Source organism: Terasakiella sp. SH-1, assembly GCF_004564135.1.
Classification (GTDB): Bacteria; Pseudomonadota; Alphaproteobacteria; order Rhodospirillales; family Terasakiellaceae; genus Terasakiella.
This window is the reverse complement of sequence record NZ_CP038255.1, coordinates 3,699,899-3,726,842: the sequence shown is the minus strand read 5'-3', so window position 1 is coordinate 3,726,842 and position 26,944 is coordinate 3,699,899. Positions and strand designations below refer to the sequence as shown.

The 26,944-nt window shown below is 47.9% G+C and carries 29 protein-coding genes; 11 read left to right on the top strand and 18 right to left on the bottom strand.

Going from position 1 to position 26,944, the window contains the following annotated elements; translation table 11 throughout:
* The first annotated feature begins 4 nt into the window (after positions 1–4).
* The gene (gene lepA / locus E4K71_RS17625) at positions 5–1,807 is read left to right on the top strand and encodes a translation elongation factor 4 (protein ID WP_135081836.1); all 1,803 of its coding nucleotides are present in this window, start codon (positions 5–7) and stop codon (positions 1,805–1,807) included.
* Here the strand turns inward: lepA and E4K71_RS17620 are convergent.
* The 4 genes from E4K71_RS17620 to E4K71_RS17605 all read right to left on the bottom strand — a co-directional run bounded on the left by E4K71_RS17620 (position 1,788) and on the right by E4K71_RS17605 (position 4,123).
* Complete coding sequence (locus tag E4K71_RS17620; RefSeq protein ID WP_135081834.1) at positions 1,788–2,048, bottom strand: hypothetical protein; 261 nt, start codon at positions 2,046–2,048, stop codon at positions 1,788–1,790. The genes lepA and E4K71_RS17620 overlap by 20 nt on opposite strands.
* A 176-nt stretch (positions 2,049–2,224) precedes the next feature.
* Positions 2,225–2,467: a hypothetical protein gene (locus tag E4K71_RS17615; RefSeq protein ID WP_135081832.1), complete on the bottom strand. Its 243-nt coding sequence runs from the start codon at positions 2,465–2,467 to the stop codon at positions 2,225–2,227.
* Between the two features lie 124 nt (positions 2,468–2,591).
* Positions 2,592–3,605, bottom strand: coding sequence for a class 1 fructose-bisphosphatase (locus E4K71_RS17610; RefSeq protein ID WP_135081830.1), 1,014 nt, complete (start codon positions 3,603–3,605; stop codon positions 2,592–2,594).
* An 83-nt stretch (positions 3,606–3,688) separates the two neighbouring features.
* Complete coding sequence (locus tag E4K71_RS17605; RefSeq protein WP_135082124.1) at positions 3,689–4,123, bottom strand: nucleoside deaminase; 435 nt, start codon at positions 4,121–4,123, stop codon at positions 3,689–3,691.
* A 44-nt stretch (positions 4,124–4,167) separates the two neighbouring features.
* Here E4K71_RS17605 and E4K71_RS17600 point away from each other — a divergent pair, with 44 nt between their 5' ends.
* From E4K71_RS17600 to rsmD, 3 genes are read left to right on the top strand one after another with little or no spacing between them, the layout of a single operon-like run.
* Positions 4,168–4,887: a gamma-glutamyl-gamma-aminobutyrate hydrolase family protein gene (locus E4K71_RS17600; protein ID WP_135081828.1), complete on the top strand. Its 720-nt coding sequence runs from the start codon at positions 4,168–4,170 to the stop codon at positions 4,885–4,887.
* Complete coding sequence (locus E4K71_RS17595) at positions 4,884–5,792, top strand: pseudouridine synthase (RefSeq protein ID WP_135081826.1); 909 nt, start codon at positions 4,884–4,886, stop codon at positions 5,790–5,792. The genes E4K71_RS17600 and E4K71_RS17595 overlap by 4 nt, the downstream gene beginning before the upstream one ends.
* Positions 5,773–6,333 (top strand): 16S rRNA (guanine(966)-N(2))-methyltransferase RsmD, encoded by a 561-nt coding sequence (rsmD, locus tag E4K71_RS17590; protein ID WP_135081824.1) that lies wholly within the window; start codon positions 5,773–5,775, stop codon positions 6,331–6,333. Before E4K71_RS17595 ends, rsmD begins: the two co-directional genes overlap by 20 nt.
* Here rsmD and E4K71_RS17585 read toward each other — a convergent pair.
* The gene (locus E4K71_RS17585; protein WP_135081822.1) at positions 6,319–6,972 is read right to left on the bottom strand and encodes a pyrimidine 5'-nucleotidase; all 654 of its coding nucleotides are present in this window, start codon (positions 6,970–6,972) and stop codon (positions 6,319–6,321) included. The two genes, rsmD and E4K71_RS17585, sit on opposite strands and share 15 nt — an antisense overlap.
* Positions 6,973–7,072: 100 nt before the next feature.
* Between E4K71_RS17585 and E4K71_RS17580 the strand changes: the two genes are divergently transcribed.
* Positions 7,073–8,779, top strand: coding sequence for a GGDEF domain-containing phosphodiesterase (locus E4K71_RS17580; protein ID WP_135081820.1), 1,707 nt, complete (start codon positions 7,073–7,075; stop codon positions 8,777–8,779).
* Positions 8,780–8,830: 51 nt separating this feature from the next.
* Here E4K71_RS17580 and E4K71_RS17575 read toward each other — a convergent pair whose 3' ends face one another.
* The 5 genes from E4K71_RS17575 to metZ all read right to left on the bottom strand — a co-directional run bounded on the left by E4K71_RS17575 (position 8,831) and on the right by metZ (position 13,405).
* On the bottom strand, positions 8,831–9,382 hold the full coding sequence (locus E4K71_RS17575; protein WP_135081818.1) for a NifU family protein: 552 nt from the start codon (positions 9,380–9,382) through the stop codon (positions 8,831–8,833).
* Between the two features lie 103 nt (positions 9,383–9,485).
* Positions 9,486–9,968 (bottom strand): universal stress protein, encoded by a 483-nt coding sequence (locus tag E4K71_RS17570; RefSeq protein WP_135081816.1) that lies wholly within the window; start codon positions 9,966–9,968, stop codon positions 9,486–9,488.
* A 27-nt stretch (positions 9,969–9,995) separates the two neighbouring features.
* Positions 9,996–10,970: a DUF2333 family protein gene (locus tag E4K71_RS17565; protein WP_135081814.1), complete on the bottom strand. Its 975-nt coding sequence runs from the start codon at positions 10,968–10,970 to the stop codon at positions 9,996–9,998.
* A gap of 76 nt (positions 10,971–11,046) precedes the next feature.
* Complete coding sequence (locus tag E4K71_RS17560) at positions 11,047–12,075, bottom strand: patatin-like phospholipase family protein (RefSeq protein WP_135081812.1); 1,029 nt, start codon at positions 12,073–12,075, stop codon at positions 11,047–11,049.
* 139 nt (positions 12,076–12,214) lie between these two features.
* On the bottom strand, positions 12,215–13,405 hold the full coding sequence (metZ, locus tag E4K71_RS17555; RefSeq protein ID WP_135081810.1) for an O-succinylhomoserine sulfhydrylase: 1,191 nt from the start codon (positions 13,403–13,405) through the stop codon (positions 12,215–12,217).
* A gap of 188 nt (positions 13,406–13,593) precedes the next feature.
* Here metZ and tldD point away from each other — a divergent pair, with 188 nt between their 5' ends.
* Positions 13,594–15,027, top strand: a complete 1,434-nt coding sequence (gene tldD / locus E4K71_RS17550; RefSeq protein ID WP_135081808.1) for a metalloprotease TldD — start codon at positions 13,594–13,596, stop codon at positions 15,025–15,027.
* A 9-nt stretch (positions 15,028–15,036) separates the two neighbouring features.
* Here tldD and E4K71_RS17545 read toward each other — a convergent pair whose 3' ends face one another.
* The 4 genes from E4K71_RS17545 to E4K71_RS17530 all read right to left on the bottom strand — a co-directional run bounded on the left by E4K71_RS17545 (position 15,037) and on the right by E4K71_RS17530 (position 19,332).
* Positions 15,037–16,788 (bottom strand): methyl-accepting chemotaxis protein, encoded by a 1,752-nt coding sequence (locus E4K71_RS17545; RefSeq protein WP_135081806.1) that lies wholly within the window; start codon positions 16,786–16,788, stop codon positions 15,037–15,039.
* 97 nt (positions 16,789–16,885) lie between these two features.
* Positions 16,886–17,185 carry a chorismate mutase gene (locus tag E4K71_RS17540; protein ID WP_135081804.1) on the bottom strand — a complete coding sequence of 100 codons (300 nt, stop codon included), beginning with the start codon at positions 17,183–17,185 and terminating at the stop codon, positions 16,886–16,888.
* Positions 17,186–17,200: 15 nt separating this feature from the next.
* Complete coding sequence (locus tag E4K71_RS17535) at positions 17,201–18,565, bottom strand: glutamate--cysteine ligase (RefSeq protein ID WP_135081802.1); 1,365 nt, start codon at positions 18,563–18,565, stop codon at positions 17,201–17,203.
* Between the two features lie 5 nt (positions 18,566–18,570).
* The gene (locus E4K71_RS17530) at positions 18,571–19,332 is read right to left on the bottom strand and encodes a 16S rRNA (uracil(1498)-N(3))-methyltransferase (RefSeq protein WP_135081800.1); all 762 of its coding nucleotides are present in this window, start codon (positions 19,330–19,332) and stop codon (positions 18,571–18,573) included.
* 130 nt (positions 19,333–19,462) lie between these two features.
* Between E4K71_RS17530 and ubiA the strand changes: the two genes are divergently transcribed.
* The gene (ubiA, locus tag E4K71_RS17525) at positions 19,463–20,380 is read left to right on the top strand and encodes a 4-hydroxybenzoate octaprenyltransferase (RefSeq protein ID WP_135081798.1); all 918 of its coding nucleotides are present in this window, start codon (positions 19,463–19,465) and stop codon (positions 20,378–20,380) included.
* On the opposite strand, the gene E4K71_RS17520 is transcribed toward ubiA, so the two are convergent.
* From E4K71_RS17520 to E4K71_RS17505, 3 genes are all read right to left on the bottom strand, one after another.
* Positions 20,370–20,780: a helix-turn-helix domain-containing protein gene (locus E4K71_RS17520; protein ID WP_135081796.1), complete on the bottom strand. Its 411-nt coding sequence runs from the start codon at positions 20,778–20,780 to the stop codon at positions 20,370–20,372. The two genes, ubiA and E4K71_RS17520, sit on opposite strands and share 11 nt — an antisense overlap.
* A 161-nt stretch (positions 20,781–20,941) precedes the next feature.
* Complete coding sequence (locus E4K71_RS17515; RefSeq protein ID WP_135081794.1) at positions 20,942–21,403, bottom strand: helix-turn-helix transcriptional regulator; 462 nt, start codon at positions 21,401–21,403, stop codon at positions 20,942–20,944.
* Positions 21,404–22,009: 606 nt separating this feature from the next.
* On the bottom strand, positions 22,010–22,717 hold the full coding sequence (locus E4K71_RS17505) for a GNAT family N-acetyltransferase (protein WP_135081792.1): 708 nt from the start codon (positions 22,715–22,717) through the stop codon (positions 22,010–22,012).
* Positions 22,718–22,866: 149 nt separating this feature from the next.
* Between E4K71_RS17505 and E4K71_RS17500 the strand changes: the two genes are divergently transcribed.
* On the top strand, positions 22,867–23,235 hold the full coding sequence (locus tag E4K71_RS17500; RefSeq protein WP_135081790.1) for a hypothetical protein: 369 nt from the start codon (positions 22,867–22,869) through the stop codon (positions 23,233–23,235).
* Positions 23,236–23,260: 25 nt separating this feature from the next.
* Here E4K71_RS17500 and E4K71_RS17495 read toward each other — a convergent pair whose 3' ends face one another.
* Positions 23,261–24,004 (bottom strand): hypothetical protein, encoded by a 744-nt coding sequence (locus E4K71_RS17495; protein ID WP_135081788.1) that lies wholly within the window; start codon positions 24,002–24,004, stop codon positions 23,261–23,263.
* 348 nt (positions 24,005–24,352) lie between these two features.
* Between E4K71_RS17495 and ffh the strand changes: the two genes are divergently transcribed.
* The 3 genes from ffh (at position 24,353) to rimM (ending at position 26,935) form a co-directional block, all read left to right on the top strand.
* On the top strand, positions 24,353–25,810 hold the full coding sequence (gene ffh, locus E4K71_RS17490; protein ID WP_135081786.1) for a signal recognition particle protein: 1,458 nt from the start codon (positions 24,353–24,355) through the stop codon (positions 25,808–25,810).
* Positions 25,811–25,880: 70 nt separating this feature from the next.
* The gene (rpsP, locus tag E4K71_RS17485) at positions 25,881–26,288 is read left to right on the top strand and encodes a 30S ribosomal protein S16 (protein ID WP_135081784.1); all 408 of its coding nucleotides are present in this window, start codon (positions 25,881–25,883) and stop codon (positions 26,286–26,288) included.
* A gap of 50 nt (positions 26,289–26,338) precedes the next feature.
* Complete coding sequence (gene rimM, locus E4K71_RS17480; RefSeq protein ID WP_135081782.1) at positions 26,339–26,935, top strand: ribosome maturation factor RimM; 597 nt, start codon at positions 26,339–26,341, stop codon at positions 26,933–26,935.
* Positions 26,936–26,944: the final 9 nt, after the last annotated feature.

The following is a 26,944-nucleotide window of genomic DNA, read 5'->3' as shown; positions in this document are numbered from 1 at the left end:
AGACATGACTGACCTGTCCCATATCCGTAATTTTTCCATCATTGCCCATATCGACCATGGCAAATCCACACTGGCTGACCGCCTCATCCACCTGTGCGGTGGCTTGACAGAGCGTGAAATGCAGGCACAAGTCCTGGATAATATGGATATTGAACGCGAACGTGGCATTACGATTAAATCCCAGACTGTACGTTTGCAATATACGGCTCAAAATGGCGAAATCTATCAGCTCAACCTGATGGACACCCCTGGTCACGTTGACTTTGCCTATGAAGTATCTCGCTCGCTCGCTGCCTGTGAAGGCTCTCTTCTGGTCGTCGATTCGACACAAGGGGTAGAAGCCCAGACACTGGCAAACGTTTATAAAGCCATTGATAGTGATCACGAAATTATCACCGTGCTCAACAAGGCCGACCTGCCTGCAGCCGAGCCTGAGCGTATCCAGCAACAAATTGAAGATGTCATTGGCATTGATGCTACAGACGCCATTCTGGTTTCAGCCAAAACCGGGCTGAATTGTGAACAGGTCCTTGAAGCCATTGTCAACACATTGCCCGCCCCAATTGGTGATGATCAAAAACCGTTAAAAGCCTTGATCGTAGATAGCTGGTACGATCCTTATCTCGGCGTTATGACGCTGGTGCGTATTAAAGACGGTGTTTTGAAACGTGGCATGAAAGTCACCTTCATGAACACCGAGTTTGAATATCAAATTGACCAAGTGGGGTGTTTTAACCCCAAAATGGAAAAGCTCGACCAGCTTAATCCCGGTGAGGTCGGCTATTTCACCGCCTCAATCAAATCTGTGGCCGATGCTGCGGTCGGTGATACCATCACTGAAACGAAAAAACCGGCAGATGCCCCGCTGGAAGGGTTTAAACCCTCAACCCCTGTGGTTTGGTGTGGCCTCTTCCCTGTTGATGCTGCTGATTTTGAAGATCTGCGCGATGCGCTGGCAAAGCTGCATCTCAATGATGCTTCCTTCCAATATGAAGCTGAAAGTTCAGCTGCTCTTGGCTTTGGTTTCCGTTGCGGCTTTCTAGGTTTGCTCCATCTGGAAATTATTCAGGAACGCCTTGAGCGTGAATTTGATCTGGATTTGATCACCACAGCGCCATCCGTTGTCTATCACATGCATATGAATGACGGCACAACACTCAATTTGCACAATCCAGCAGACATGCCGGATGTGACAAAAATTGATGCCATTGACGAGCCCTGGATCAAGGCGACCATCATGGTACCGGATGAATATCTCGGCCCGGTCTTACAGCTTTGTACAGAACGTCGCGGTGAACAGATGGAACTGACTTATGTGGGTGCACGCGCCATGGCGGTTTATCGCCTGCCGCTTAATGAAATCGTCTTTGATTTCTATGACCGTTTAAAATCCTGCTCACGTGGTTACGCCAGCTTTGACTATGAAGTGGATGAATACCGCCCCGGTGATCTGGTCAAAGTCTCCATTTTGGTGAATGCAGAGCCTGTGGACGCCCTTGCCTTTATGGCCCATAAATCACAATCGGAAAGCCGGGGCCGTCAGGTTTGTTCTCGCCTGAAAGACTTGATCCCGCGTCAATTGTTCAAAATTCCGATTCAGGCTGCAATTGGTGGCAAGGTTATTGCGCGTGAAACCATCTCAGCCATGCGCAAAGATGTCACGGCCAAATGTTATGGCGGTGATATTAGCCGTAAGAAAAAGCTTCTGGAGAAACAGAAGAAGGGTAAGAAGAAAATGCGCCAGTTCGGTAAAGTGGAAATTCCACAAAGCGCCTTTATCGCTGCCCTTAAGATGGGTGACGATTAAGTTTCATCCGTTTTATAGCCCCTGTGAAAGCAGGGGCTTTATTTTTATGTGATATCGAATCCTGCCTGCCCGCCAGGTCTGCTGCGCGCAACTCATCCAACACATCGACCACATGCTTCCAAAAAACCGCATCCTGACCAGACGTCAATTTTCTTGAGACATGTTCCAACGACACGTCATACCCATATTTGGAAAAATACTGGGTGCCAATCACGTGTGGAGAACGTGACCTAACCGCCATCACCCGACCTCCTAGATATCCGCTATCCATCATTTTTGCTTGTTGTTAGGTACAATTATAACGCAAAATATTAGGAATTATTACTTGTTTTGCGCGTTATGCAGTGCACATAAACCTAGCTGACTGAATCATAAGAATTATCAAAGGAAAATTATTTGAATTTAGGCAATGCATCATCAATTTTGATGCGAACTTGCCTCTCTATTAGAGAACTCTGGGTGTGGGAAGCATCCCTGCCCCAATGCCTGACGTTTTTCAAGGTCTTCAAGCAGGTTAAGAACATCCAGCCAAAATTCCAGATCTTGCTTGGATGTATTGAGATGCAAACGCCCCATCACCATATCAACGGCCACGGAATAACCGTGCTGTTCAAAATAGCTTTCTGCAACGCCATAAGAAGACATATCTCTCTGCATCATAACGCACCCCAAAAACCGACAAAATACTATCGTAAAGTATAACATATGCATTTCACTTTACAACCATTCAAAAGAAAAGGGCCCGACATAGCGGACCCTGAATTCTTTTAAAATATAATTCTCTTTATTTTTCAGTACCTTCTGAATGGTAAGAGACAATACGGTCAATTTCATTCTTTGACCCCAAAATCACGGGTACACGCTGGTGTAGCTCTTTGGGTTGTACTTCCATGATTCGCTCCCGCCCTGTAGAAGACACACCGCCTGCCTGTTCAATAATGAAAGACATAGGGTTTGCTTCATACATCAAGCGTAATTTGCCCCCTTTTTCACGGGTCTTGTCACACATGGGATACATGAATACACCACCACGGGTCATGATGCGGTGAACGTCCGCCACCATGGAAGCCACCCAACGCATATTGAAATCTTTTTCACGCGGGCCTGTTTTCCCGGCCAGACATTCCTCAATGTAGCGTCTCACCGGGGCTTCCCAGTGGCGCATATTGGACATGTTAATGGCAAATTCCTGTGTATCAGCGGGAATGGTCATATTTTCGTGGGTATAGAAAAACTCCCCCACATTACGGTCCATGGTAAAGCCATGCACGCCATTACCTGTGGTCAGCACCAACATGGTGGACGGGCCATAAACCGTATAACCGGCACAGACTTGCTCCACACCAGGTTGCAGAAAATCTTCGGCTGTCGGCTGTTCAATCCCATCCGGGCAGCGCAGGATAGAAAAGATAGACCCGACAGAAACGTTCACATCAATGTTGGACGATCCATCCAGCGGATCAAACAACAGCAGGTAACGACCACGATATTCTGCGGGAACAGTAACCACGTCATCTTCTTCTTCAGACGCCATACCCGCCAAGTGACCACCGATGGTGTTACAGAATTTGAACAGTTCGTTGGATTGTACATCCAACTTTTTCTGCACTTCACCCTGAACATTTTCTGTGCCCATTGTCCCCAGTGCGCCTGCCAGTTCCCCGTGGTCCACGAGGTCGGAAATACGCTTACACGCCGTCATCACATCAGCCAGCAACAGGGTCAGCACCCCTTCGCCCTGGCGGCGGCGTTGTTCTTCAATAAGAAAGTGGGTCAACGTGGTTCGATAGCCCGACATGGTGCGTCTCCGAAATAATATGATTTGCTAGCGCAGGGTATAACGAATCTATGTGCTTTTCGCAAGGGAGACACAGACAGCTTTTATCTTTTGCCCTGAAAAAAAGTTGTCAGCAGAGCTGCACATTCACGTTCTTGCAAACCGCCATAAACTTCCGGCTTATGATGACAGGTGGGTTGTTCATAAAAACAGGCGCCATGATCCACCCCGCCCCCTTTGGGGTCATAAGCCCCGAAATAAAGCCTGCGGATACGGGCAAAAGAAATGGCCGTAGCACACATGGTGCAAGGTTCCAGCGTCACATAAAGATCGCATTCAGGCAAACGGGTGGACCCAACCTTGGCCGCAGCCTGACGAATAGCAAGCACTTCGGCATGCGCTGTGGGATCAAAATCTTCTTCCGTGCGATTGCTGGTACAGGCAAGGATTTCGCCGCTTTGGCTATCCACTATAACAGCACCAATGGGCACCTCACCACGCAGGGCGGCTTTTTTGGCTTCTTTTATCGCAATATCCATATAGTTCATGGACAGGACTATAATATGGAGTTTATACAGAAGCTATGAAAACTCCCCTGATCGGCATTACAATGGACAGCGAAGACGGTGGCGAAGGCGCCTATTCCAAATTCGATTGGTATGCATTGCGTGAAAACTACTGTGGCGCGGTTGTCAAAAGCGGTGGCCTGCCTGTGCCATTGCCCCATGAACCGGAACTGGCTGAACAATATCTGGATTTAATTGACGGCTTGCTGATTACAGGTGGGGCCTTTGATGTGGACCCGTCCATGTATGGCGAAAGTGATGTCCATGACACGGTGATCACCAAGGACAAACGCACCAAATTTGAATGGGCCATGACTAAAGGAGCCATTGATCGCGACATGCCGATTTTGGGGATTTGCGGCGGTCAACAATTGCTACATGTGGTCATGGGTGGCAAGCTGATCCAGCATATCCCCGATAGCTATCCTGACTGTATTGCCCATGAACAACCCAACCCCCGTGATGAGGCCGGACATACGGTTAAGATCAAGCCGGGCACACGCTTGCATGAGATCGTTGGGGTCAATGAAATGTCGGTCAACAGCGCCCATCATCAGGCTATTGCTGACAAGCCCGAAGGCATAATGATCAACGCCCTTGCCCCAGATACGGTTTTGGAAGGCATGGAAGTACCCTTTATGAAATTCTGTATCGGTGTCCAATGGCATCCGGAATTCCATATCTGTGAGGGTGACAAGAAAATTTTTGACGCATTTATTGAGGCCGCAAGATCATGAGCGACGATAAACTGACCTTAAAAGGCGAACGCATCGCCAAGGTAATTGCCCGTGCTGGCGTCTGTTCGCGCCGCGAGGCAGAACGTAAAATTCTGGATGGCAAAGTCAGTGTGGATGGAAATGTCATCGACAGCCCCGCCCTTAACGTGCAGCCCAATAATATCATTGTGGTTGATGGCAAGGCCCTGCCTGATAAGCAACCGCCGCGCCTGTGGAAATATCACAAGGCCCGCGGCCTGATGACCACCCATAAAGACCCGGAAGGTCGCCCGACGGTTTTTGAACAACTGCCAAGCGGCACCCCACGGGTGATCTCTGTCGGTCGTCTTGATTATAATACCGAAGGTCTCTTGCTGCTGACCAACGATGGGGAACTGGCCCGTTATCTGGAAAAGCCGGACACAGGCATGGTGCGTCGCTATCGCGTGCGTGTGCACGGCCGTGTGGATGAAAATGAACTGGAAGCCTTAAACGAAGGGCCAGTCATTGACGGGGTACAATATGGCCCGGTTCAGGCTGTGCTTGATATCCAAAAAGGGGCAAATGCCTGGGTGAATATCAAAATCACCGAAGGGAAAAACCGCGAAGTTCGCCGCATCATGGAATCGCTTGGACTGGAAGTGACCCGCCTGATCCGCACCGATTACGGCCCATTCTCGTTAGGTAAATTGCCGCGCGGGGAAATGGAAGAAGTCCCGCGCAAAATGATTGCCCAGATCTTTGGCGGTCTGGTGCCCGGTATTTCCAAGGCGCGATCCGGTGAAGATCGCGATGGGTTTGCCAAGGCGAAAGAAAAAACACCGTTTCGTGGCCCACGCAAACCAAATGTGACCAAGCCCAAACCAAAACAATCCCCAAAAGGGAAAGGCAAAGGAAAGAAACCTCATGCGGATCGTCGGCGGTAAGTTTAAAGGGCGCAAACTCAGTGCCCCAGATGGACAAGACACCCGCCCCACATCAGACCGGGCACGGGAATCTATCTTTAATATTTTGGAACATCAAAGCTGGGGCCGTGCTGCCTTGCGCGGCCAGCGCGTGCTGGATGTGTTTTCCGGCACAGGTGCCCTGGGGCTGGAAGCTTTTTCGCGTGGGGCTGCCCATGTGACCTTCATGGATCATCATGAAGCCGCCATGAAATGCCTGCGCCAAAATGCCAAGGGCATGGGCAGTGCGGCTGAAATCAATGCCATGCGCGCTGACGCCACCCACCCGCCCAAGGCTGATGCACCCTGTCAGCTGGTCTTTCTGGATGCTCCCTATAAATCCGGCCTGAATGAACAAGCCCTTGGTGCCCTTATTCAATCAAACTGGATTGAAACAGGAACCCTGTGCATCGTGGAAACCGCCAAAAAAGAAAACTGGCAACCCCCAAAAGGGTTTGAAGAACTGGATGTGCGAAAATACGGGGCCGCACAAGTTTTCTTTTTGCGCTTACAGTCCTTGTAACCAGCCTAACAAATCATCGGTCTGATCGTGCACATAAGGTTCTTCTGCACCTTCTTTGGCCCACTCATGATCATTTTCCACCCAGACACAGGCCATGCCTAAATTGGCCGCAGGTTCCAGATTGCGGGCCATATCTTCAATCATCACCGCCTTTGTCGGCTCAATTGCAAATTTCTCCAAAAACTTGTCATAAACATGGGCCTTGGGCTTGGGGTCATACCCCGCATCAACAATATCAAAAATACCGTCAAAACAATCAGAGACCTCCAAACGATCCATCACCCGCATGGCATGGTCATAAGAGGCATTGGTGAAAATATATTTCTGCCCTTCAAGCCCCCTGATGGCAGTGGCAAGTTCAGGGGAGGGCTCAACAGTGCTCACATCAATATCATGGACATAATCCAGATAAGGAGATGGGTCCATGTCATGACAGGTCATCAGCCCGCGCAAGGTGGTACCATAAGTTTTAAAATAATGTTTCTGAATTTTATAAGCTTCATCGCTATCGACCCGCAAATATTGCGCAATAAAATCACGCATCCTGACGTCAACCTGAGCAAATAAATTCGCTGATACCGGGTACAGGGTATTGTCCAAATCAAAGACCCAGCTTTCAATATTCTTTTTTTCGATCATTTAATTAACTTTAGAAACTTTTTGGTCTGACAAATCTTATGGTTTCCTATACCATAACCTAAAAAAAGAATGATTATCAAAATTAAATAAGGCGTCGATTATGGGAAATGATAGTGAACTCAAAGCTGAACGGGACAGATTTGTTGCCTTCACCTTCTGCTGGAATGACATTATCATCGAACTGGATACAGATTTTAACATTGCCTTTGCCGGTGGGGCCATCACAGCCATTACAGGTAAAAAGGAAGAGGCCCTGATCGGCCAACCCATAACAGATGTGATTACCGAAGATGATCACGCCCTTTTTCTGCAAGTTGCTTCCAATACAGATGAACAGAACCGCATTGAGTCCATCAGCGTGCGTCTGGCTGGGCGCAGTGGGCCAACCTCACCTATTGAAATGATGGGCTATCGTGTTAAAGACCTGAAAAACCACCTGTTTATTGGTTTTCGTCTGGGTGATAATTTTGGCCGTATCAGCAACTTGCAAAAAGATAGCGAAAGTGGCCTGTATGATGAAGAATCTTTCCTGGCTGCGGCCCAAGCCAGTATCCAAAGCAACACCCAGAAAGGCGAAGCTGTTGAGCTGACCATGCTGGATATGGAACAGCTTCAGGAAATTGCCAATAATCTGGGCAATGAAGATGCCGGGCACCTGATGCATTCCGTTGGTAGCTATCTGAAATCCAGTTCTGTTGGCGGCGATACCGCAGGACGCATCAGTGAAAATAAATTCGGCCTTGTCCATAAAACAGACCTGAAAGTGGATGAACTGTCCGATAAAATTTCTGAAATGGCCTCCAATGCCAGTGGGGATGATGTTCAGCTTGATATCCATGCCGCCACACTGGATGTGGATGCGGAAAATATTTCAGAAGAAGATCTGGCCAACGGCCTGACCTATACCATCAATCAGTTTAAAAACACCCGTGGCAAAGATTTCTCGGTCGCCTCCCTCAATCGCAATATGAGCGACCTGATTGACGAGGCCCATGATAAGATTGCCGGATTTAAACAGGTGGTGGCTGACAAAGAATTTTTCATCGCTTTTCAGCCCATCATTGGTGCACGCGATGGTAAAATTCATCACTATGAATGTCTGGCTCGTTTTCGTGGGGAACAGGCTGGAAAGTCCCCTTATGAATATATTATCTTTGCCGAAGAAACCGGCTTGATCCCGGATTTTGATTTCGCAATGGCCCAAGCGGCCTTGCAATGGCTTGCCCAACAGCCCAAAGGGAAAAACTATAAACTGGCCGTCAATGTATCAGGCTATTCTGTTGGGGATCGCAATTACATCAAGAAACTGATGAACCTGCTGAAAAACAATGAATGGGCCAAAGGGGCCTTGATGTTTGAAATCACGGAAAGTGCCAAGCTCAAAAGCTTGAAAAAGGCCAATATCTTCATCCAGAACCTGCGCAAAATGGGCTACAAGGTCTGCCTTGATGACTTTGGTGCAGGGGCTGCCAGTTTCCAATATCTCTCTACACTGGAAGTCGATATTGTTAAGCTCGATGGTTCAGCCATTCGCAATGCCCGTAATGCGCCCAAAGGGCGGTCCTTCCTGATTGCCCTTGGCAACCTGTGTCGCGACCTGAATGTTGATACCATTGCCGAAATGATTGATGACCCGGAAGGGCTGGTCTTTGTGCGTGAATGTGGCATCCAGCATGTACAAGGCTATTTGTTTGGCAAGCCATCCCCGGACATTAATGCCTTTGATCCCCTACCCAAGATCGAACTTTTCTCCAAACGGGGACAATCACGAAATGCCGCCAGCATGTCGGTAATGACCCGCATGTAAAAAGACCCGGCAAATACCGGGCCTTTTTCCTGAACTTTATTTTGCCAAAGCCTATTCAGCCTGACGAACTTCCTGAATTTCAGGAATGTAATAACGCAGCATATTTTCAATGCCGTGCTTTAATGTCGCCCCGGAACTTGGGCAACCGGAACAGGCCCCCATCATGGTTAGATAGACAATCCCGTCTTCAAATTTATGGAAGATGATATCACCGCCATCCTGGGCCACTGCCGGGCGTACACGGGTTTCCAACAGTTCCTTGATCTGCTTGACGATCTCATCATCATCTGCATTATCTGCTGAAGCTGTATCTTCGCCTTCTTTCACCACGGCATCGCCAGAGCTGAAATGGTTCATCAAGGCTTCAAGCACCATAGGTTTCAGCACTTGCCAATCTTTATCATCTTCTTTGGTCACAGTGATAAAATCAGCACCTAAAAAGATGCTATCCACACCATCAACATCAAACAAGCGAGTTGCCAGCGGAGAACGCGCAGCAGCGTCCTTGTCATTAAAGTTTGCCGTCCCTTGGCTCATGATCGTTTGTTCGGGAATAAACTTCAACGTAGACGGGTTCGGCGTTGCTTCCGTTTGGATAAACATCTTAGAAAAATACCTTTCAGTGCAAATAAATTTTCTTGTCCCTTATTTGGTCTGATTTCACCAAAAGGTCAAGGCATAAAACCAACTATTTTAGTTGGGTATATCAGGTGATGCGGTCAATATCTTCGTTACACAATGTGCCCGGAACAACCGTAACAGGAACCGGCAAACCGCCAACCATATTCCCGGTCAAGGATGACACCAACGGCCCCGGCCCTTCCGTAGAATCAGCAGCAGCCAGAACCAGCAAGGAAATGCTTGGTTCTTCTTTTAGCAATTTCATCAACTGGTTTTGACGATCACCTTCGCGAATATAAACCATCGGCATTTGCCCGGTGATTTCCTGCGCAATCTCGGAAAATTCCCCCACCGCAGCTTCGGCTTCTTCGCGGGCCTCTTCTGCCATAAGTGTGCCGACGAACATCCAATGCTGGAATTCCGCAGGTTCAATCGTATAGAGCAAGGCCACACGCCCGCCGGAATGCTTGGCACGTCTTGCGGCAAATCGAAGGGCAACTTTCACTTCTTCGCTGTTATCAACAACAACAAGGAAGACCCGTTCTCGTATTTCTTTACTTTCTGTCATAGCCGATATGGTGCCCTGCTTTTGCCCTTACTTCAACAAGATATTGGCAACTTCTTTCATTTGAGTGCGTGCACGCAGCAAATAAAAACCCTGTGCCGTCAGATGGCTCGGACGCCAAAAACTATCCGGGTCGGCATTAACAACAATAAGGGGTTGGGCAATGGCTGCTGATTTAAGAGAAGCCAGCATTTGATCCCATGCCTTGACCACATCTTTTTCCATAATCACATTCTGGAAGTCAGAACGCAGCGCTGTCAACAACAAGTAATAAGCATATAAACGCCCCTTATTACGATAATAAATATCATCAGCATGGAAATCTATAAAGGCACCAGAATTTTCGCTGATATATTTATCAATGACGGCCGAGCCTGACCCCAGATCCGCTGCGATCCGTTCCAGTGTAGTTTCCAGATTATCGGCACGCACATCAAAGACAGCTTCGCCACGTGCCAAGCGTTCATTATAGGATAACAGGCTTTTGCGTGCTGCACGATATTGCGCATCACTGGGCGCTGTCGGGGCCAAAGAAACACTTAAGTCAAAGACCCAGACATCACCAGCATATTTCAACAGACCTGCAGCTTTGTCCAAATCCTTATCAACCTCACTCGACCCGCGCGTGCGCCCAATTTGGTCACTCATTTCAATGGCAAAACGCGATAAGGCATAAACGATTCCCTGTTGAAAATTCGGCATATTATCCAGCGCAGCCCCCGGCAAGAACCACGGATCATTGGCGACCCAGGGATGAATATCAGTTTCACGTTCAATTAGTTTGGCGGCAACGGCCACACTTTGGCTTTGAGCGGGCTGAACCTCGCCACTGAGTTCAATATCATCATCAATCGTATGAATTAACGCCATTCCAACCGGGTAATACAGCAAGGCAAGAAGAACCACAGCCCCACCAAGGCGCAGCAAAAAAGTCGTGCTTGTCCCCGATGAAGAGGGAAGCGAAAAATTCGGACGACGCAGCCAAAGAGGAAGACGTTCAAACATATATACCCACCGCAAATAATAAATCTGTATGTATAGATAGACAGATCAAGAACTCAGACGCAAGGGGGGAGAAGCATTACAAGTTAAAATGCTCTTTCAAATTGACACTGGATTGATGACCAATTGCATCACGGTGAGTGTCTAAAAATGTTTCACAATCACGACGGCCCTGAGCATGTAGATCACAAAGCATTGTCCAATCCGGGGTCATTTCACTGCCGGGATTGAGCTTCGACGTGGTTGGTGAACCATCAATCAAATGGAAATGATGACGGCTTAATCGGCGGGCCTTGTCACCAAAGGCAATGCCAGAGCGCGAAACCTCGCGTCCTTCTTCAATCAATTCAATTTCACGCACCAAAGATTGTGAAAATGATAAATGATTCAGATGCGTACGCATGCCGCCAATATGAGAGGGAAACTGAAAATCATCAATAGGGCTAAGCTGGACCAGCAACGTATCATTTGTATTGGAATGCAGCACCACCGGGCGAATGGCCGGATTGGCCGAAAACCCACCGTCCCAATAGGGCTCCCCCTTAATCACGACAGACTTTGACAAAAACGGCAGGCAACTAGATGCCAGCACCATATCAATGGTCAATTCCTCGGTCTCAAATATGCGGGCATGGCCGTTTGACACTTGGGTTGCCGCCACATACAGACCAACCGGGCTATGATCACGCAAGGCAGCAAAATCAATATGCTGTCTCAGGATATCGCGCAACGGGTCATAATCCAGCGGGTTATGATCAAACGAGGCAAACATTCCCATGGATGACATGGCCTTGCTCATCATCTGAGTCGGGGTTTGTGGAATGGACAGGAAATCCCCGGCTTTGGAAATCGCTTTCCAGACCTCTTCCAGTTTCACCCGTGCTCCTGCAGCACCTTCTTCCATATATCCTTGGGCAAAGGCAACGGCATTGACAGCCCCTGCACTTGTGCCACTTAGTGTATCAAAGGAAATGAAATCATCTTCCAACAGGCGATCAAGCACCCCCCAGGTATAGGCCCCATGTGCCCCCCCCCCTTGAAGTGCAAGGTTCAATTGCTTATGGGTCTTGCCCGTCAGACCAAAATTGCTGAGCGTTTCTTCAAACATGCTTGCAGTCTATCAGAAAAATGCTGCAAGTGGCGTTAATTTTTTGTGCAGTGCAAAATGACGTAAAAAGAACGTCATCTCCAGATCTTTATCCCTGTAACAAAAAGGCCCCCGCTTTCGCGAGGGCGACAATTTGTTCTTACCCAAAAACAACCTTGGACGCGTTGGCCAAATCTTCCTTGATGTCATCGGCATCTTCTAAGCCAACCGACAAACGCAGCAAGCCCGGTGAAATCCCCAAATGGAGTTTCTCAGCTTCGTCCACTTTCGAATGCGTGGTTGTCCCCGGATGAGTCACCAATGTTTTGCTGTCCCCCAGGTTGTTACAGATTTTTGCCAATTGCAGCGCATTTTCAAAGGCAAACGCCTTGTCCTTGCCACCATCAACTTCAAAAGACAGCATCGGACCGCCTGCTTTCATCTGTTTCATCGCCAGATCATGTTGCGGGTGGCTGTGCAGCCCCGGATAATTGACCTTGGAAACCCCTTTCAGGTTCTCCAGGAATTTGGCAACCAGCGTGGCGTTTTCGCAATGTTTCATCACACGAATATCATACGTTTCCAAGCCTTTAAGCTGGGTCCAGGCATTAAAGGGACTCATGGACGGGCCTGTGTTGCGGAAATAGGGCATGATCTCTTCTTTAAGAAGTTTTTCTTCGTTAAAGAGAATCGCCCCCCCCATTGTGCGGCCCTGACCATCGACATATTTGGTGGTGGAATAAACAACGATATCGGCCCCAAAATCCAGCGGCTTTTGCAGGATGGGCGTTGCAAAGACGTTATCAACAATAACGCGTGCACCAGCCTTGTGCGCCAGATCAGAAACAGCCTGCATATCAACAAGATCCAGTGTCGGGTTGCTTGGCGTTTCCAGCAAGACCGCACGTGTTGGCTCTTTCAGGGCTTCTTCCCACTGGTTCAGGTCATGACCATCGACCAAAACGGTTTCCACACCAAAACGCGGCAGGATATTATTCATGATAAAGACTGAGGACCCAAACAAGGCACGCGAAGCCACGACCCGATCACCTGCCTTAAGCATCGCCATCAGTGCAGTATTGATCGCCGCCATGCCAGTGGCCGTTGCCAGACAGAAATTGGCTCCTTCGATCATTGCCATACGTTCCTCAAACATGCCGACCGTAGGGTTGGCAAAACGGGAATACTGATAGCGTTTGATCTCTTCCTTGAAGGTCGCCTCCTGTTCTTCAGCACTGGCATAAATATAGCCAGACGTCACAAACAGCCCTTCGCAGTTTTCATCAAAAGCAGAACGTTTGATGCCACCATGCACCAATTGTGTGCTCGTGCGCCAAGTTGTTTTGCTCATAATAATCGTCCTTTACCTAAGGGAAACTGTGAATGCGGCCTTTTACACCGTTGACGAATGCAGCACAAGAGGCCACATTCTAATATAAATTCACTCTTTGTCGTCCTCGCGCAAGCCGGGACCTCTTTCACCATAATGGATAAAGATCCCCGCATACGCGAGGATGACGCAATCTAAATAGGCCCTATATGTCCGATTTTAAAGCCACCGATGATCTTTTCTTTTCCCGCTTCGACCTTGATCAGGCCCAGGTGGAACGTTCCATCACAGATGCCCTGCATGGCGCTGATGATGGTGAGTTGTTTCTGGAATATCGTCAAAGCGAATCTCTGGCATTTGATGACGGACGTCTAAAAAGTGCCAATTTTGATACCGCACAAGGATTCGGCCTGCGCTCTGTAGCCGGTGAAGCCAGTGGCTACTCCCATGCCGCCACCTTGGATCAAGCAGCCATTGATCGCGCCTGCACCACTGTTAAGGCCGTCCATTCTGGTCATGGCGGTGTGATGGCCCAAGCCCCTATTGGCACCAATAACGCCCTATATGTGGATGATAACCCGATCAATCCTGTTCCTTTTGAAGTCAAAGTCAAATTGCTGGAAGAAATGGATGCCTACCTACGAGGTAAGGATGAGCGGGTCAAACAGGTCACAGCCTCCATTGCGGCAAGCTGGCAAGCCGTGCGTATTATTCGCGCCGATGGCTCACAAGCTGCTGATATTCGCCCTCTGGTCCGCCTGAATGTCTCTGTCGTTGTTGGCGTTGGTGATCGTATGGAAACCGGCTCTCACGGCATGGGCGGTCGTGTATCTTATGAGGAATATCTAAAACCCGGCACATGGAAACCCGCCTGTGATGAGGCCCTGCGACAAGCCTTGGTCAATGTGGAATCCATTGCCGCACCTGCGGGTGAAATGCCGGTGGTTTTAGGAGCGGGCTGGCCGGGCGTTTTGCTACACGAAGCAGTTGGTCACGGATTGGAAGGCGACTTTAACCGCAAAAAAACATCTGCCTTTGCCGGATTGCTTGGTGAACGCATTGCTGCGCCCGGCGTCACAGTTGTTGATGATGGCACCCTTCATGATCGCCGTGGTTCTATTACGATTGATGATGAAGGCACCCCCAGCCAGAACACCGTATTGATTGAGGACGGCATCCTGAAAGGCTACATGCAGGACCGCATGAACGCACGCCTCATGGGGGTTAAAGCCACCGGCAATGGCCGTCGTCAATCTTATGCCCATCAACCCCTGCCGCGTATGACCAATACCTATATGCTTGCAGGCGATAAAGACCCACAGGAAATCATCGCTTCTGTGGATAAGGGGCTTTATGCGGTGAACTTCGGGGGTGGTCAGGTGGATATCACATCCGGGAAATTCGTCTTTAGCTGTACCGAAGCCTATCTGATTGAAAACGGTAAAATCGGTGCCCCGGTTAAAGGGGCCACCCTGATCGGTAATGGCCCAGATTGCCTGACCAAGGTGAAAATGATCGGTAATGACATGGAACTGGACCCCGGCATCGGCACCTGCGGCAAGGCAGGTCAAGGCGTACCCGTCGGCGTGGGCCAACCAACCATGTTGATTGACCCATTGACCGTGGGGGGAACAGATATTTAGGGTTACGCCCTAATTTTCCCGAATGTGTTTTAACAACGTATCAACTTCCATAGAAAGTGAAGAGGACAGTTGGTTCAGCTCATTAACCGACTGGCTTAATCCGCCTGATGCCTCCCCAATATCACCGGTTGCCTGATTAATATAGGTCAGGGTCGAGGAAACTTGCCCTGTCCCGGCCGCTGCTTCTTGGGCATTAAGTGAAATTTCCTGTGTGGCCGTCCCTTGCTCTTCAACGGAATGGGCAATGGTTGTGGAAATCTCATTAATCTCGTTAATAATAGAGGCCACACCGTTCATGGCATCAACGGATTCATTGGTTGCCGATTGGATATTTCTAATCTGTTCAGCAATCTCCTGTGTGGCTTGCGAGGTCTGTGTTGCCAGATTTTTCACTTCCCCAGCCACAACGGCAAACCCTTTGCCAGCCTCACCTGCACGGGCCGATTCAATGGTTGCATTCAAAGCCAACATATTGGTTTGCTCAGCAATACCTGAAATCAACTGCACAACTTCGCCAATCTTTGTCACCGCCGTTGCAAGTTCCTGAATTTTTTCATTGGTATGCTCAACACGAGTGCGCGCACTCTCCGTTACGTCATTGGCATGAGACACCTGACTGGTAATGGAACCAATAGAGGCTGTAAGCTCTTCAGCTGCTGCTGCCACTGTCTCGGCATTGCGCGTCGCCTTATCCGCCATTTGCGCAACTTCATTGGTTTGATTCTGCGCATCATGAGAGACACTGTTCATGGATTGAGCCGCCTCACGCAGGTTGGATGTAAAACCACCCAGTTCAGTCGCAATTGTGCCCACAGAATTTTCAAACTCATCCGCCATTTGCTGGGTTTGTTCGCGCCGTTCACGAATTAAATGCTGTTCACGTTCATGTTGTTCTTCAATTTGAGCCGACCGTTTTAAACGATTACTTCGAAAAACTTCCATGGAACGCGCCATCATTCCAACTTCGTCATGGCGTTGCCATTGTGGAATTTTAACATCCTGTTTGCCATCGGCAAATTCATGCATGATATTTGTCATCTGCTGAATGGGACCGGAAACGGATCTGGCACTCAATAAGGCAACAACAGTCAGAATGGCAGCCAAAACAACACCAAAAACAATCATCGTCTGTGCCAGACTTTCCCCACGGGCAACGACATTTTCTATGGTGGTTGCGACCTCTAAAACACCACGAACATCGCCTAACTTCCAATCATCTTTCGGTGTATCCGCCCGTGTATTGTGACAGGTCACACAGCCTTGTGCCACCATCAGGTCCGCGATTGCCACCCGAACAATGGTTTTCCCCTCACGTTCTTCTGTTTTAACAAATTTCAGGTCTTTATTTTGCGATATTCTGTCCCAAGCCTCTTGCTGATAACTATCGAGCTGACGCTGTGTCCGGTTTGGAAAGGGGTAAGCACTATAGAGTTGGATAGATGTTTCTTTTTCTGAAAGCAATTCACTCATATCATGAATGAAGGTAGCAGGCAGTGGAACACCATTATCCATGGTTTTATGGTTAAAGCTTGGTTTCAAGCCCCCATTGGCCAAAACCTTTTTAATGACATTTTTGGTATAATAGCCCCGAATTGTTTTGAACTGTTCAACGGTCTGTGTCGCCGATTCAACAGCATTCTCAATGGCATTATTGCGCATCATACTGGGCACAACAAACATCATCAAAATGATCGCAACAAAAGCAGCAACCGGGATGGGAAGAACAATCTTCCATAAAATACTTTTATGAAACCAGGACACGACGACATTCCTCTTTATCAATATTTATTAATAATAGATATCGAAACAAGAAGAGGTAATTTCAAATTATTTTTTACTGATGCGTGTAGTCGCCAGTCTATTCGTTAATATCGTCCCAGCGGATTTCTTCGCGGGCGATGGACTCTTCCATAATATGGCGATAGATGGATTCTGCCATATCCGGGTCCATGCCTTCTTCTTCGGCAAATTTGCGCACGCGATCAACGATAAATTCGATACGTGGTGGAATACGCACGTCCGCACGGGTTTCTTTAAACTGGGCAGCCTGAAGGACATATTGGATACGTTCGGCCAGTAAAGGAATGATCACCCCATCCAGACGGTCAATATTGTCGCGCACATCCTGAAGGGAATTGCATTTAATGGCTTTGGGCATTGTTTTACTCGTCTCTTAATAGGCGTGATCTTTGAACACCTGATCAATATCACCTTTCCAGCGCGTTTCAAACTCTTTGAGCATAATTTCTGCCTGAGTTTCACCGGATTCAGCAATTTTATACAGGGGCTCCAGGAATTTACTTTCATCCTGACCACTTAAATTCAGGTTGCCACGACGTTTCAAGCCCCCTTGGGCGATATCAAGCACATCCATGGCAATATCGCCAACCGTTTGGCCTTTAAATTCGGTATTCAGCGCGGTGTAAGGCACACGATCACGCAAGAAAGTATAATCCTCTACCGACCAGTCCTTGATCAACTGTTCGGCCTGATCCAATGCCTGATCATCATAAAGCAAACCGACCCAGAAAGCAGGCAAGGCACACAGACGCCCCCACGGCCCGCCGTCAGCCCCGCGCATTTCCAGGAATTTCTTCAAGCGCACTTCAGGGAAGGCTGTTGTCAGATGATCTTCCCAATCCGTCATGGTTGCGCGTTCACCGGGAAGAGCCGCGAGATTACCAGCCATGAAATCTTTGAAAGACTGACCAGACGCATCAATATATTGACCATCACGATACACAAAATACATCGGCACATTGAGCATGTAGTCCACATAAGACTCAAAGCCAAAACCGTCTTCAAAGACAAAGGGCAACATGCCACAGCGGTCCGCATCTGTATCCGTCCAGATATGGGAGCGGAAAGACAGCATATCGTTGGGTTTACCATTTCGAAACGGGGAGTTTGCCCACAGTGCCGTTGCAATCGGTTGTAATGCCAGTGACGTGCGGAATTTACGCACCATGTCATTTTCTGATGAAAAATCCAGATTAACCTGAACCGTACAGGTCGCCTTCATCATATCCAGACCGAGTGTACCGACCTTGGGCATATATTCACGCATGATTTTATAACGACCTTTAGGCATCCACGGAATATCATCCACAGACCATTTCGGTTGATAGCCCAGACCGATGAAACCCACATCCAGATCAGCAGCGACTTTTTTAGCCTGTTCCAGATGGGTGCCGACTTCCTTACACGTTTGGTGAATGGTTTCCAGCGGTGCACCGGACAGTTCCACCTGCCCACCGGGTTCCAGCGTTACCGAAGAACCGTCATTGCCTTTTAATGCAATGATATTGCCGTTCTCATAAACAGGGGTCCATTCGTCAAATTGCGAAAGATCATCAAGCAAAGCACGTACAGACTTTTCCCCTTCATAGGGCAAGGTCTTTAAACTTTGGGTACAAAAAGCAAATTTCTCATGTTCCGTTCCGATACGCCAATCGGCTTTCGGCTTACATCCACTGGCCAGATAATCCACTAACTGGCTTTTATGTTCGATGAGTGCGCTTTTATCCGCCATGCTCATGCCCTTTATTCTTCTTTTTCAAATCTCTTGCGAAGCGGCACCTGCCAATCGCCCAAAACGGATTGCCAACAACTGATCGCTGCAAGAGCTGCGGTATCGGCACGTAAAATACGCGGCCCGATACTGAGAGGCACAACATTCTGCAGTTTTGCCAAAAGGTCAAGCTCTGATGGGTCAAAACCGCCTTCCGGCCCCACTAAAATGGCACAAGGACCGATTTCTTTTCCGGCAAACTCTTGTAGCCCTTCCAAGATCGGTTTGGCCCCACCATGTTCGTTCAAAACAAACAAGGTACGTTCTTGCGGCCAGTCTTTAACAAGTTGTACCAACGATACGGCTTCATGGACCACAGGTATGTTAAGTCGTTCACACTGTTCCGAAGCTTCAATGGTTTGAGCACACAAGCGATCACTTCGAATCTTTGACGCGATGGTACGCTGGGTGATCACTGGCTGAAAGTCACTTACCCCCAGTTCCGTTGCCTTTTCCATGATAAAATCGAGACGCTGCTTTTTGATCGGGGCGAACACCAGCATTAAATCGGGGCAGCTATCTTGCTCACGGATTTTTTCAATCAGCTGGATGGTGCAATTCTTTTTACGTGCGCTTGAAATTTGACCAAGCCATTCCCCATCTTGCCCATTAAAAACGGCAACCTCATCACCAACCTTCAAACGCATCACATTGTTGACGTAATGGGCTTGGTCTGACGAAAGGTCCTGTGAAAGACCGACAGACAAAGACGTATCAATATATAATCTAATCATATTTGTCGTCCTCGCGAAAGCGGGACCTCAGTAGTGTCGTGAACAGGTCCCCGCTTTCGCGAGGACGACATAAATTGTTTATAGACCTTTCCCCTTTTTATACCAATGCAAAAAGTGTAAGAAAGGGATCATGGAACAGACAGCACCCTTAAATAAAACCGATATCGTCTATCACGGCTGGATTGCACGGATGCCAGCCCTTATTCGGCCCTACCTGATCTTGATGCGGGCTGATCGCCCCATTGGAACATGGCTGTTGCTGTTTCCGTGCTGGTGGACCCTGACATTAGCCAGCCCCGACCTACCGAACCTCTATTATGCCCTTCTGTTTGCGATTGGGGCTTTCGTTATGCGTGGCGCTGGCTGTGTGATGAATGATCTGGCGGATCGCGATTTTGATGGTCAAGTTGCCCGTACAGCAACCCGGCCCATTCCAAACGGCGATGTCAGCCCCAAACAGGCTATCCTTTTTATGGGGTTTCTCTGCCTTTTAGGTCTTGGGGTTGTTCTTCAATTTAATGCTTTCACGCTATACCTCGCCACGGCCTCATTACTGTTGGTATTCATCTATCCCTTTTGCAAGCGCTGGACCTATTGGCCACAAGTGGTTCTCGGCCTGACCTTTAACTGGGGGGCCCTTGTTGGATGGAGCGCGGTCACAGGAGATGTCTCTGCCCCAGCCTTATGCCTGTATTTCGCCGGGCTGTTCTGGACCTTGGGCTACGACACCATTTATGCCCATCAGGATAAAGAAGATGATGTACTGGTCGGGATCAAATCAACGGCCTTACGTCTGGGCCATAAAACAGTACCTGCCCTGTGGCTCTTTTACGGATTGACCATTGCCCTGATCGGGCTTGGTGGCTTTCTGGCCCAGACGGGTAGTCTGTTTTACCTTGGGCTTGGGTTGACCGCAGTTCACCTGATCTGGCAAATCATCAAAGTGGATATTCATGACCCGCAAAACTGCCTGATGATTTTTAAGTCCAACAAATGGTTTGGCTGGCTGTTACTGGCCACCTGCCTCATAGGGAAAGTCACCCTCTAGGGCTTTGCTTTCCTTGCTGATTAAGTTGGGAAATTCGTTCCATTACAGCGGCAAAAGTGCGACGGACTTCTGGATTATCCAAGGCATTGAAATCACGCAATAAAGAAATCGACAGCTTGTTGAGCATCGGATCAATTTCTTCCAGATCAGACACTGGCGTGGGCTGTTCCTCCACACTGAAAAAATAGCACACATCAATCTTGAAATACTGCGACAACTTAAAAAGATGAGATGCCGGTATCGCACTTTGTCCGGATTCATATTGACCGATTTTGATACGCGACACACCAATGGCTTGTCCCAAGATCGCCTGACTTAATCCTGCCAGTTCCCGCTTAAGCCTCAAGCGACGGCCAACTTTTATATTCACCTGATCCAATTCTTTTGGCTGTCGAGCCATATATTTTTCCTTTGCGCCAAGAATACACTAATAGGGTGTAAGTAAAAGTGTACTTTGATCAAAGGTATAGCACGCAGATTATAAAAGCCCAAATGCATATTCCCCAAAAAGTGGCTGAATATGCATTTTGCAATTATGTAGTGTTTTCTTGTCGTTAGATGTTAGGTTTCTTCAACATCTTCATCAGGATAATCATTCAGGCTGTTTGCCAAAGCCCGCATAAATTGCCCCATACGCTGGCGCAAAATTTCATCCGGGATACGTTGGTAATCATGTACCAAGGCAATCGAGTCCCGCGCAGCCATCGGATCACTTTCAAAAGGTTCAGCAATCGGTTCGCTCAAGCCATAGGGGTCTGCATTGGAAGCATCATATAAATCTTCCGGCATTTCCTGAAAGAAATAGGACACATCAACGCCTAACTGACGTGAAATTTTGTAAAGGTTACTGGCGCCAATCCGGTTTGTGCCGTTCTCATATTTCTGAACCTGCTGGAAGGTGACACCGATGGAATCACCGAGCTTGGTTTGTGAAATACGTAAGCCAACGCGGCGCGCACGTACACGAGACCCAACGTATTTATCAATCGGATCTGGACTTGTTCTAGGTGGACGTCTGCTCATATCTATTCAACTCTTTATCTTTTCTCTTATGTATCGCGCCTATTATGGAACGTGAGGAATCAATGCTCCCCTGTCAAGGTCTAAGAAAAAATCACCTATAGTTGAGAGCGAAAACAACTTTAATTACAACCCGCTAAGTGAATTTTTAAGTTCCTGACATTCAACATAATTCGATTTATGGTTTTTTTTCGCTGATGTTTATCTTAAAATGCATAAAAGCTAAAGATGAAACTTTCCGTTTAGGCTTGAAAAATAACAACTAAAAGTTCAATTCTGTACAGATAGCGACAGCGGCAAATATATCTCTAAGTCTATATATTTGCAATACTTTATAAGGGTGAGAGAAATGACTGATATAGGTCAACGCTTTATTGAAATACGCAAAAATTTAGGTATCACCCAAAAACAACTTGCCGAACGTTTGGGTGTTTCTTTGGGCACCCTGCAAGGCTATGAACATGGCAAAACACCCAAAGGCGATGTTTTAAGAACCCTTTTGGAATGGAATTACGATCTAAACTGGATTGTCAGTGGGTTTGGCGAAATGAAACGCAATCCCTCTATGTCTGCAGCGCCACTGGATCGTATCATTATCTGGAATGTCGCCTACTTCCTGTGCAAACGTGAAAAGCTGGCAAAAGACCCTGAAACATTTGCCGATACCTTCATGGAAATTTTCGACACAATGAATGAGACAGCAAACAACACTGCTGCCCAGGCAAACCAGACAGACGAAGACACAGAAGAAGTGACGAATGTAGTGGACTTTATTGAGCGCAAAGTAAGGCGATACATCAAACCTTCCGGATCATTATGGATGAAGCCATATTCCGGCAGTTCCATCCCGTTAATCACACGATTACGACTTACAACCTTTTCAAACCCCATGCGTTCATACCAATGCCAGATTTCATTTTCAGCAAAGGCCCAACAACACATGGGAGTCATTTTTTTCGCCAACAAATACGCCGTTAAAACCTGTAAAACCTGATACCCTGTTCCACTGGCACGATATTGCGGCCACATATATTGGGCATGCAATTCTCCCAATGCCTGCGGTATATCAGGGTCTGTGTTGGGCTTACACATACAAAAGCCAACGACTTTATGGCCCGCTTCCATCACAAACAGCCCTTCATTTTGCTCATATTTTTTTTCAGCAAACCAGTTTTGCCACTGTTGTAAGCGGAACCTGTAATCACGATTATCCAACACTTCCTGAGGCATAAAAGAATAGACCTCTTTCCAGCAATGAGCATGAATGGTCGCGATGGCATCAATGTCAGTTGCACGAGACACTCTTAAAGAAAGCATTTTATATCTCCTCACACTAAAGAGGGGATATTTTTACCTAAACCTGCGAAAAACGCTGCCCACAGATCGAAAACTGATGTAATAATAGCTGACAAATAAATCTGGAAGTTGTAGATTACAACTATCGGCCAACCCAACTTGAGATCGCCATGACAAATCCAATGTTTGATGCCAATATTCAGTCTGCTCTGGAAAAGCTGGATCAATCTGTTCCAAAGAAAAAACGCTTTCTTTGGCCCGCAGTTTCGGCTGCCTGCGTTCTTGTCACGTCCTTGGCCGTTGGTGCCTGGAGCTTTGATCGCTACATGCCTTCCATCACGCAAGAAGACATGCTGCGCATGATTGTCGTCTCATCGCGAAGCGGCCAGGTTGATCCTGTGCGCCTGATGTATAACATCGAAGAACAAATCGGAAAAAAAGTAGACAACTTCAACCGCCTTGATCGCGCACAGGCCGTTGAATATCTCTTGGAAAAGATTGAGTTGGAAAAAGAGCGACAGGAGTTTGTCGTCTATTAATGAGGCACAAGCCCCCCTCAATTTTCTAACGGAGAATTTCTTCTTTACCAGTCAGTTTGGTAAAGATCACTTCCAGCTTGTAATCTTCAATCCGTGTCCAGACTGATTTAGCAGGCAAATTGCCAATCGTGTGGGTCATGATAATCCCACGCCCAACAGCTTTGCGTTTTTTATGGAAGCCTTCCGGATAGGTCAAAGAGGTGGGATAAACGGCAATTTGCTCCCCACTCTCTTTATAGATTCCCACAAAACACTGATTGCATAAAATATTTTGACGAATCAATTTATCCGGGGTGATAATTCCGGCAACAACACCTGTCACCTTTTTTTCCAAATCAAAAATAGCTTGGGACATAGGCAAAAAGGCAATGCCAGATGTACGCCCCTTAATCGGTGTTCCAATATAAATTGTACGCTCGGTTTGTTTCAGGGCACGTTTAATATAGTCCCGATCCTGAAGGTCCACATTTTTTGCCGGATATTTAAAACTATCGTAACGTAACTTGCCCTTGGCATCTGTTGCAATAATGGCCCGCAAACCTGGGGAGCGTGCAACATAACGCCCCAAAGCCTCATGAATAATCAACTCATTGGCCTTTTGATCACGTTCAATCAAATCTGTTGCCCCAAGCAAGGCCAAATCCATAGTACGCAGCAATGCCTCAACATTAATTGCCTGAAATTCTGCAGACAATTTCATCTCCGCATCCGTTGCCTGAGCTGAGGAAGTGAAAAGCACAAAAGAGAGAATAACAATAAATTTACGCATGGCTTATTTAGACACACTTTTTAGGTGTTAATGGGCTTGACTGTATCATTTTATCAGGTTTAGGTGATTCCCTCTACAATGGCAATGATCAAAATCAATTTCCTCCTAATAAGTGCATTGAAATAATCTTTTTCGTCAGAAATAACATATTTACCATCTTGAAAAAGTGCATTTCCAGAGCCTGAAAAAACCCTGACATATATATGTCGCTTTTCCTTGACTCTGAGACGCAAAAATCTTAAAAGAACGCCACATTCACTGACCTCTTTGACATTTTTGTCACCTTAAGGGGTGCCGTCAGTCCTCGAGTTTCGAGCACTGGCGCGTTTTGCGTTGGGATTATTTTTGATGTTTGAGAATTTACAAGGTCGCCTCGGTGACATTTTTGACAAACTGACAAAACGTGGGGCTCTGAGCGAGGCCGATGTAAATGAGGCAATGCGCGAAGTTCGCGTTGCATTGCTTGAGGCTGACGTTGCCTTGCCAGTGGTCAAAGACTTCATCAAAAAAGCCAAAGAAAAAGCCATCGGTGAAGAAGTTCTTAAAGGTATCAACCCCGGCCAGATGGTCATCAAGATCGTGCATGACTGCATGGTTGAGATGCTGGGCGCAGAAGAAACAGAGATTAACCTCAAGGCCGCACCGCCGGTTCCGATTCTGATGGTTGGTCTGCAAGGTGCAGGTAAAACCACCACTTCTGCCAAGATCGGCCTGATGCTCAAGAAAAAAGAGCGCAAGAAAGTTTTACTGGCCAGCCTTGACGTTTATCGCCCCGCCGCCCAGCAGCAGCTTGAAGTCCTCGCCAAACAGGCTGAGTTGACATCGCTGTCTATTATTTTCGGTGAACAGCCGGTTGCCATCGCCAAACGCGCCATGGAAGAAGCCCGCACAGGTGGCTTTGATGTGGTCATTCTCGATACAGCAGGTCGCCTGCATATCGATGAAAAGCTGATGGAAGAAGTCGCACAGGTTCGTGACGTTGCCAAACCTGTTGAAACCCTGTTGGTGACAGACGCCATGATGGGTCAAGACTCCGTCAATGTGGCAAAAGAATTTAACGAAAAAATCGGCATTACAGGTATTGCCCTGACCCGTGTAGACGGTGATGCGCGTGGTGGTGCGGCCCTGTCCATGCGTGAAGTCACAGGCGCGCCGATCAAGGTGATGGGTGTCGGTGAAAAAATCGACGAACTGGAAGCTTTCCATGCTGATCGTGTCGCCAGCCGAATCCTTGGCATGGGTGACGTTGTTTCTCTGGTGGAAAAAGCACAGGAAACGATCGAGCAAGATAAAGCAGAAGAGCTGGCCAAACGTGTACTGAAAGGTCAGTTCACACTGGAAGACATGCTCGAACAGCTTAACCAAATTCGTAAAATGGGGGATATCGACGGGCTTCTCGGTATGTTGCCGGGCATTGGCAAGATGAAGAAACAACTGGCCGAAGCCCAAGTCGATGATAAGATGATTGCCCGCCAACAAGCCATCATCTTATCCATGACGGTAAAAGAACGGCAAAACCCGAAAATTATTAAGGCATCGCGCCGCCAGCGAATCGCGGCAGGCTGCGGCCTCACAGTTCAGGACGTGAACAAGCTGCTGAAACAATATCAGCAGACGGCGACCGTCATGAAAAAAGTCGGAAAAATGAACAAAAAAGGTCTGCTCGGCAAATTGGGCGGCATGATGGGGGGCGCAGGTGGTGCTGGTATGCAGATGCCACCGGGCGGTCTTCAGGGCCTGCCTGGAATGGACGGGCTTGGGGGACAAGGTGGCATGCCACCGGGTCTGCCACCGTTCAAAAAGTGAAGACCTTCTTTGTAATTTTTCGATTTAACCCTTTTTGTAGTAAACCCAAACCATAGGAAAGACCAACAATATGGCTCTTACAATCCGTTTGGCACGTGGCGGCGCAAAAAAGCGTCCGTTTTACCGTATCGTAGTTGCTGACAAGCGCATGCCGCGCGATGGCCGTTTCATCGAGAAACTGGGCACATACAACCCGATGCTTGCTAAAGACGACGAAAAACGCGTTATCATGAACGAAGAACGTATCGATTACTGGCTTGGCCAAGGCGCTCAGCCGTCTGATCGTGTTCTGCGTTTCCTGGCAAAAGCTGGTAAAGCTGAGCGTGCAATCCCGCAGCAAACTAAAAAAGCTGAACAGTCTGAAAAGACTAAAATGCGTATCGAAGAAAAAGCTGAAAAGCGTCGCGAAGCTGAAGAAGCTGCAAAAGCGGCTGCTGAAGAAGCCGCTGCTGAAGAAGCAACTGCTACTGAAGCATAAGCTTTTCTTTCGGATTTTCTCTCAAGAGTTTCAGTTGAGTTAAATAAACCATGTCATCAAACACACATAATACAGAGACAGAAGACGGACGCGTTTGCGTGGCCGCCTTTTCATCTGCCCATGGTGTGCGCGGAGCCATGCGTTTAAAAAGCTTTACTGAAAATCCGGATGATATTGCCGAATTTGACTGTCTCCAAAGCGAAGATGCCTCCAAAACCTATGACCTCGAAGTCGTCAGCCATACAGGCAAGGGCGAACTGATTGTCAAGGTAGACGGGGTGGATAGCCGCGAAGCAGCCGAATTGTTAAAAGGCGAACGTCTCTATGTTTCCCGTGCTGAACTGCCCGAAGCAGGTGATGATGAATTTTACCATGCGGATTTGATCGGTCTGACCGTGAAAACTACCAGCGGTAAAACCGTCGGCACTGTGCGTGCGGTGTTTGATTTCGGCGCAGGTGATATGCTGGAAATCCTGCCCAAGGAAGGTGCCATTGCGATGGTACCGTTCACCAAGGCAATCGTGCCCATCGTTGATGTGGCAAAAGGGCGTGTCATCATTGACCCGCCGGAAGGATTGCTGCCGGAAGAAAAAAAGAAGAAAAAAGGCACGAAAAAACCCAAGAAAACACAGGAGGGGGATCAATGAGCCCACAAC

Excerpts from the sequence above, each read along its gene's own strand:
- E4K71_RS17575 (WP_135081818.1), bottom strand. The coding sequence starts at position 9,382 with ATGTTTATCCAAACGGAAGCAACGCCGAACCCGTCTACGTTGAAGTTT.
- E4K71_RS17620 (WP_135081834.1), bottom strand. The coding sequence starts at position 2,048 with ATGGCGGTTAGGTCACGTTCTCCACACGTGATTGGCACCCAGTATTTT.
- E4K71_RS17495 (WP_135081788.1), bottom strand. The coding sequence starts at position 24,004 with ATGCGTAAATTTATTGTTATTCTCTCTTTTGTGCTTTTCACTTCCTCA.
- E4K71_RS17605 (WP_135082124.1), bottom strand. The coding sequence starts at position 4,123 with ATGGATATTGCGATAAAAGAAGCCAAAAAAGCCGCCCTGCGTGGTGAG.
- E4K71_RS17600 (WP_135081828.1), top strand. The coding sequence starts at position 4,168 with ATGAAAACTCCCCTGATCGGCATTACAATGGACAGCGAAGACGGTGGC.
- lepA (WP_135081836.1), top strand. The coding sequence starts at position 5 with ATGACTGACCTGTCCCATATCCGTAATTTTTCCATCATTGCCCATATC.
- E4K71_RS17565 (WP_135081814.1), bottom strand. The coding sequence starts at position 10,970 with ATGTTTGAACGTCTTCCTCTTTGGCTGCGTCGTCCGAATTTTTCGCTT.
- E4K71_RS17615 (WP_135081832.1), bottom strand. The coding sequence starts at position 2,467 with ATGATGCAGAGAGATATGTCTTCTTATGGCGTTGCAGAAAGCTATTTT.
- E4K71_RS17560 (WP_135081812.1), bottom strand. The coding sequence starts at position 12,075 with ATGTTTGAAGAAACGCTCAGCAATTTTGGTCTGACGGGCAAGACCCAT.
- E4K71_RS17500 (WP_135081790.1), top strand. The coding sequence starts at position 22,867 with ATGACAAATCCAATGTTTGATGCCAATATTCAGTCTGCTCTGGAAAAG.
- E4K71_RS17610 (WP_135081830.1), bottom strand. The coding sequence starts at position 3,605 with ATGTCGGGCTATCGAACCACGTTGACCCACTTTCTTATTGAAGAACAA.
- metZ (WP_135081810.1), bottom strand. The coding sequence starts at position 13,405 with ATGAGCAAAACAACTTGGCGCACGAGCACACAATTGGTGCATGGTGGC.
- E4K71_RS17570 (WP_135081816.1), bottom strand. The coding sequence starts at position 9,968 with ATGACAGAAAGTAAAGAAATACGAGAACGGGTCTTCCTTGTTGTTGTT.
- rimM (WP_135081782.1), top strand. The coding sequence starts at position 26,339 with ATGTCATCAAACACACATAATACAGAGACAGAAGACGGACGCGTTTGC.
- tldD (WP_135081808.1), top strand. The coding sequence starts at position 13,594 with ATGTCCGATTTTAAAGCCACCGATGATCTTTTCTTTTCCCGCTTCGAC.
- E4K71_RS17585 (WP_135081822.1), bottom strand. The coding sequence starts at position 6,972 with ATGATCGAAAAAAAGAATATTGAAAGCTGGGTCTTTGATTTGGACAAT.
- ffh (WP_135081786.1), top strand. The coding sequence starts at position 24,353 with ATGTTTGAGAATTTACAAGGTCGCCTCGGTGACATTTTTGACAAACTG.
- E4K71_RS17515 (WP_135081794.1), bottom strand. The coding sequence starts at position 21,403 with ATGAGCAGACGTCCACCTAGAACAAGTCCAGATCCGATTGATAAATAC.
- rsmD (WP_135081824.1), top strand. The coding sequence starts at position 5,773 with ATGCGGATCGTCGGCGGTAAGTTTAAAGGGCGCAAACTCAGTGCCCCA.
- E4K71_RS17530 (WP_135081800.1), bottom strand. The coding sequence starts at position 19,332 with ATGATTAGATTATATATTGATACGTCTTTGTCTGTCGGTCTTTCACAG.
- E4K71_RS17540 (WP_135081804.1), bottom strand. The coding sequence starts at position 17,185 with ATGCCCAAAGCCATTAAATGCAATTCCCTTCAGGATGTGCGCGACAAT.
- E4K71_RS17595 (WP_135081826.1), top strand. The coding sequence starts at position 4,884 with ATGAGCGACGATAAACTGACCTTAAAAGGCGAACGCATCGCCAAGGTA.
- E4K71_RS17520 (WP_135081796.1), bottom strand. The coding sequence starts at position 20,780 with ATGGCTCGACAGCCAAAAGAATTGGATCAGGTGAATATAAAAGTTGGC.
- ubiA (WP_135081798.1), top strand. The coding sequence starts at position 19,463 with ATGGAACAGACAGCACCCTTAAATAAAACCGATATCGTCTATCACGGC.
- E4K71_RS17535 (WP_135081802.1), bottom strand. The coding sequence starts at position 18,565 with ATGAGCATGGCGGATAAAAGCGCACTCATCGAACATAAAAGCCAGTTA.
- rpsP (WP_135081784.1), top strand. The coding sequence starts at position 25,881 with ATGGCTCTTACAATCCGTTTGGCACGTGGCGGCGCAAAAAAGCGTCCG.
- E4K71_RS17505 (WP_135081792.1), bottom strand. The coding sequence starts at position 22,717 with ATGCTTTCTTTAAGAGTGTCTCGTGCAACTGACATTGATGCCATCGCG.
- E4K71_RS17580 (WP_135081820.1), top strand. The coding sequence starts at position 7,073 with ATGGGAAATGATAGTGAACTCAAAGCTGAACGGGACAGATTTGTTGCC.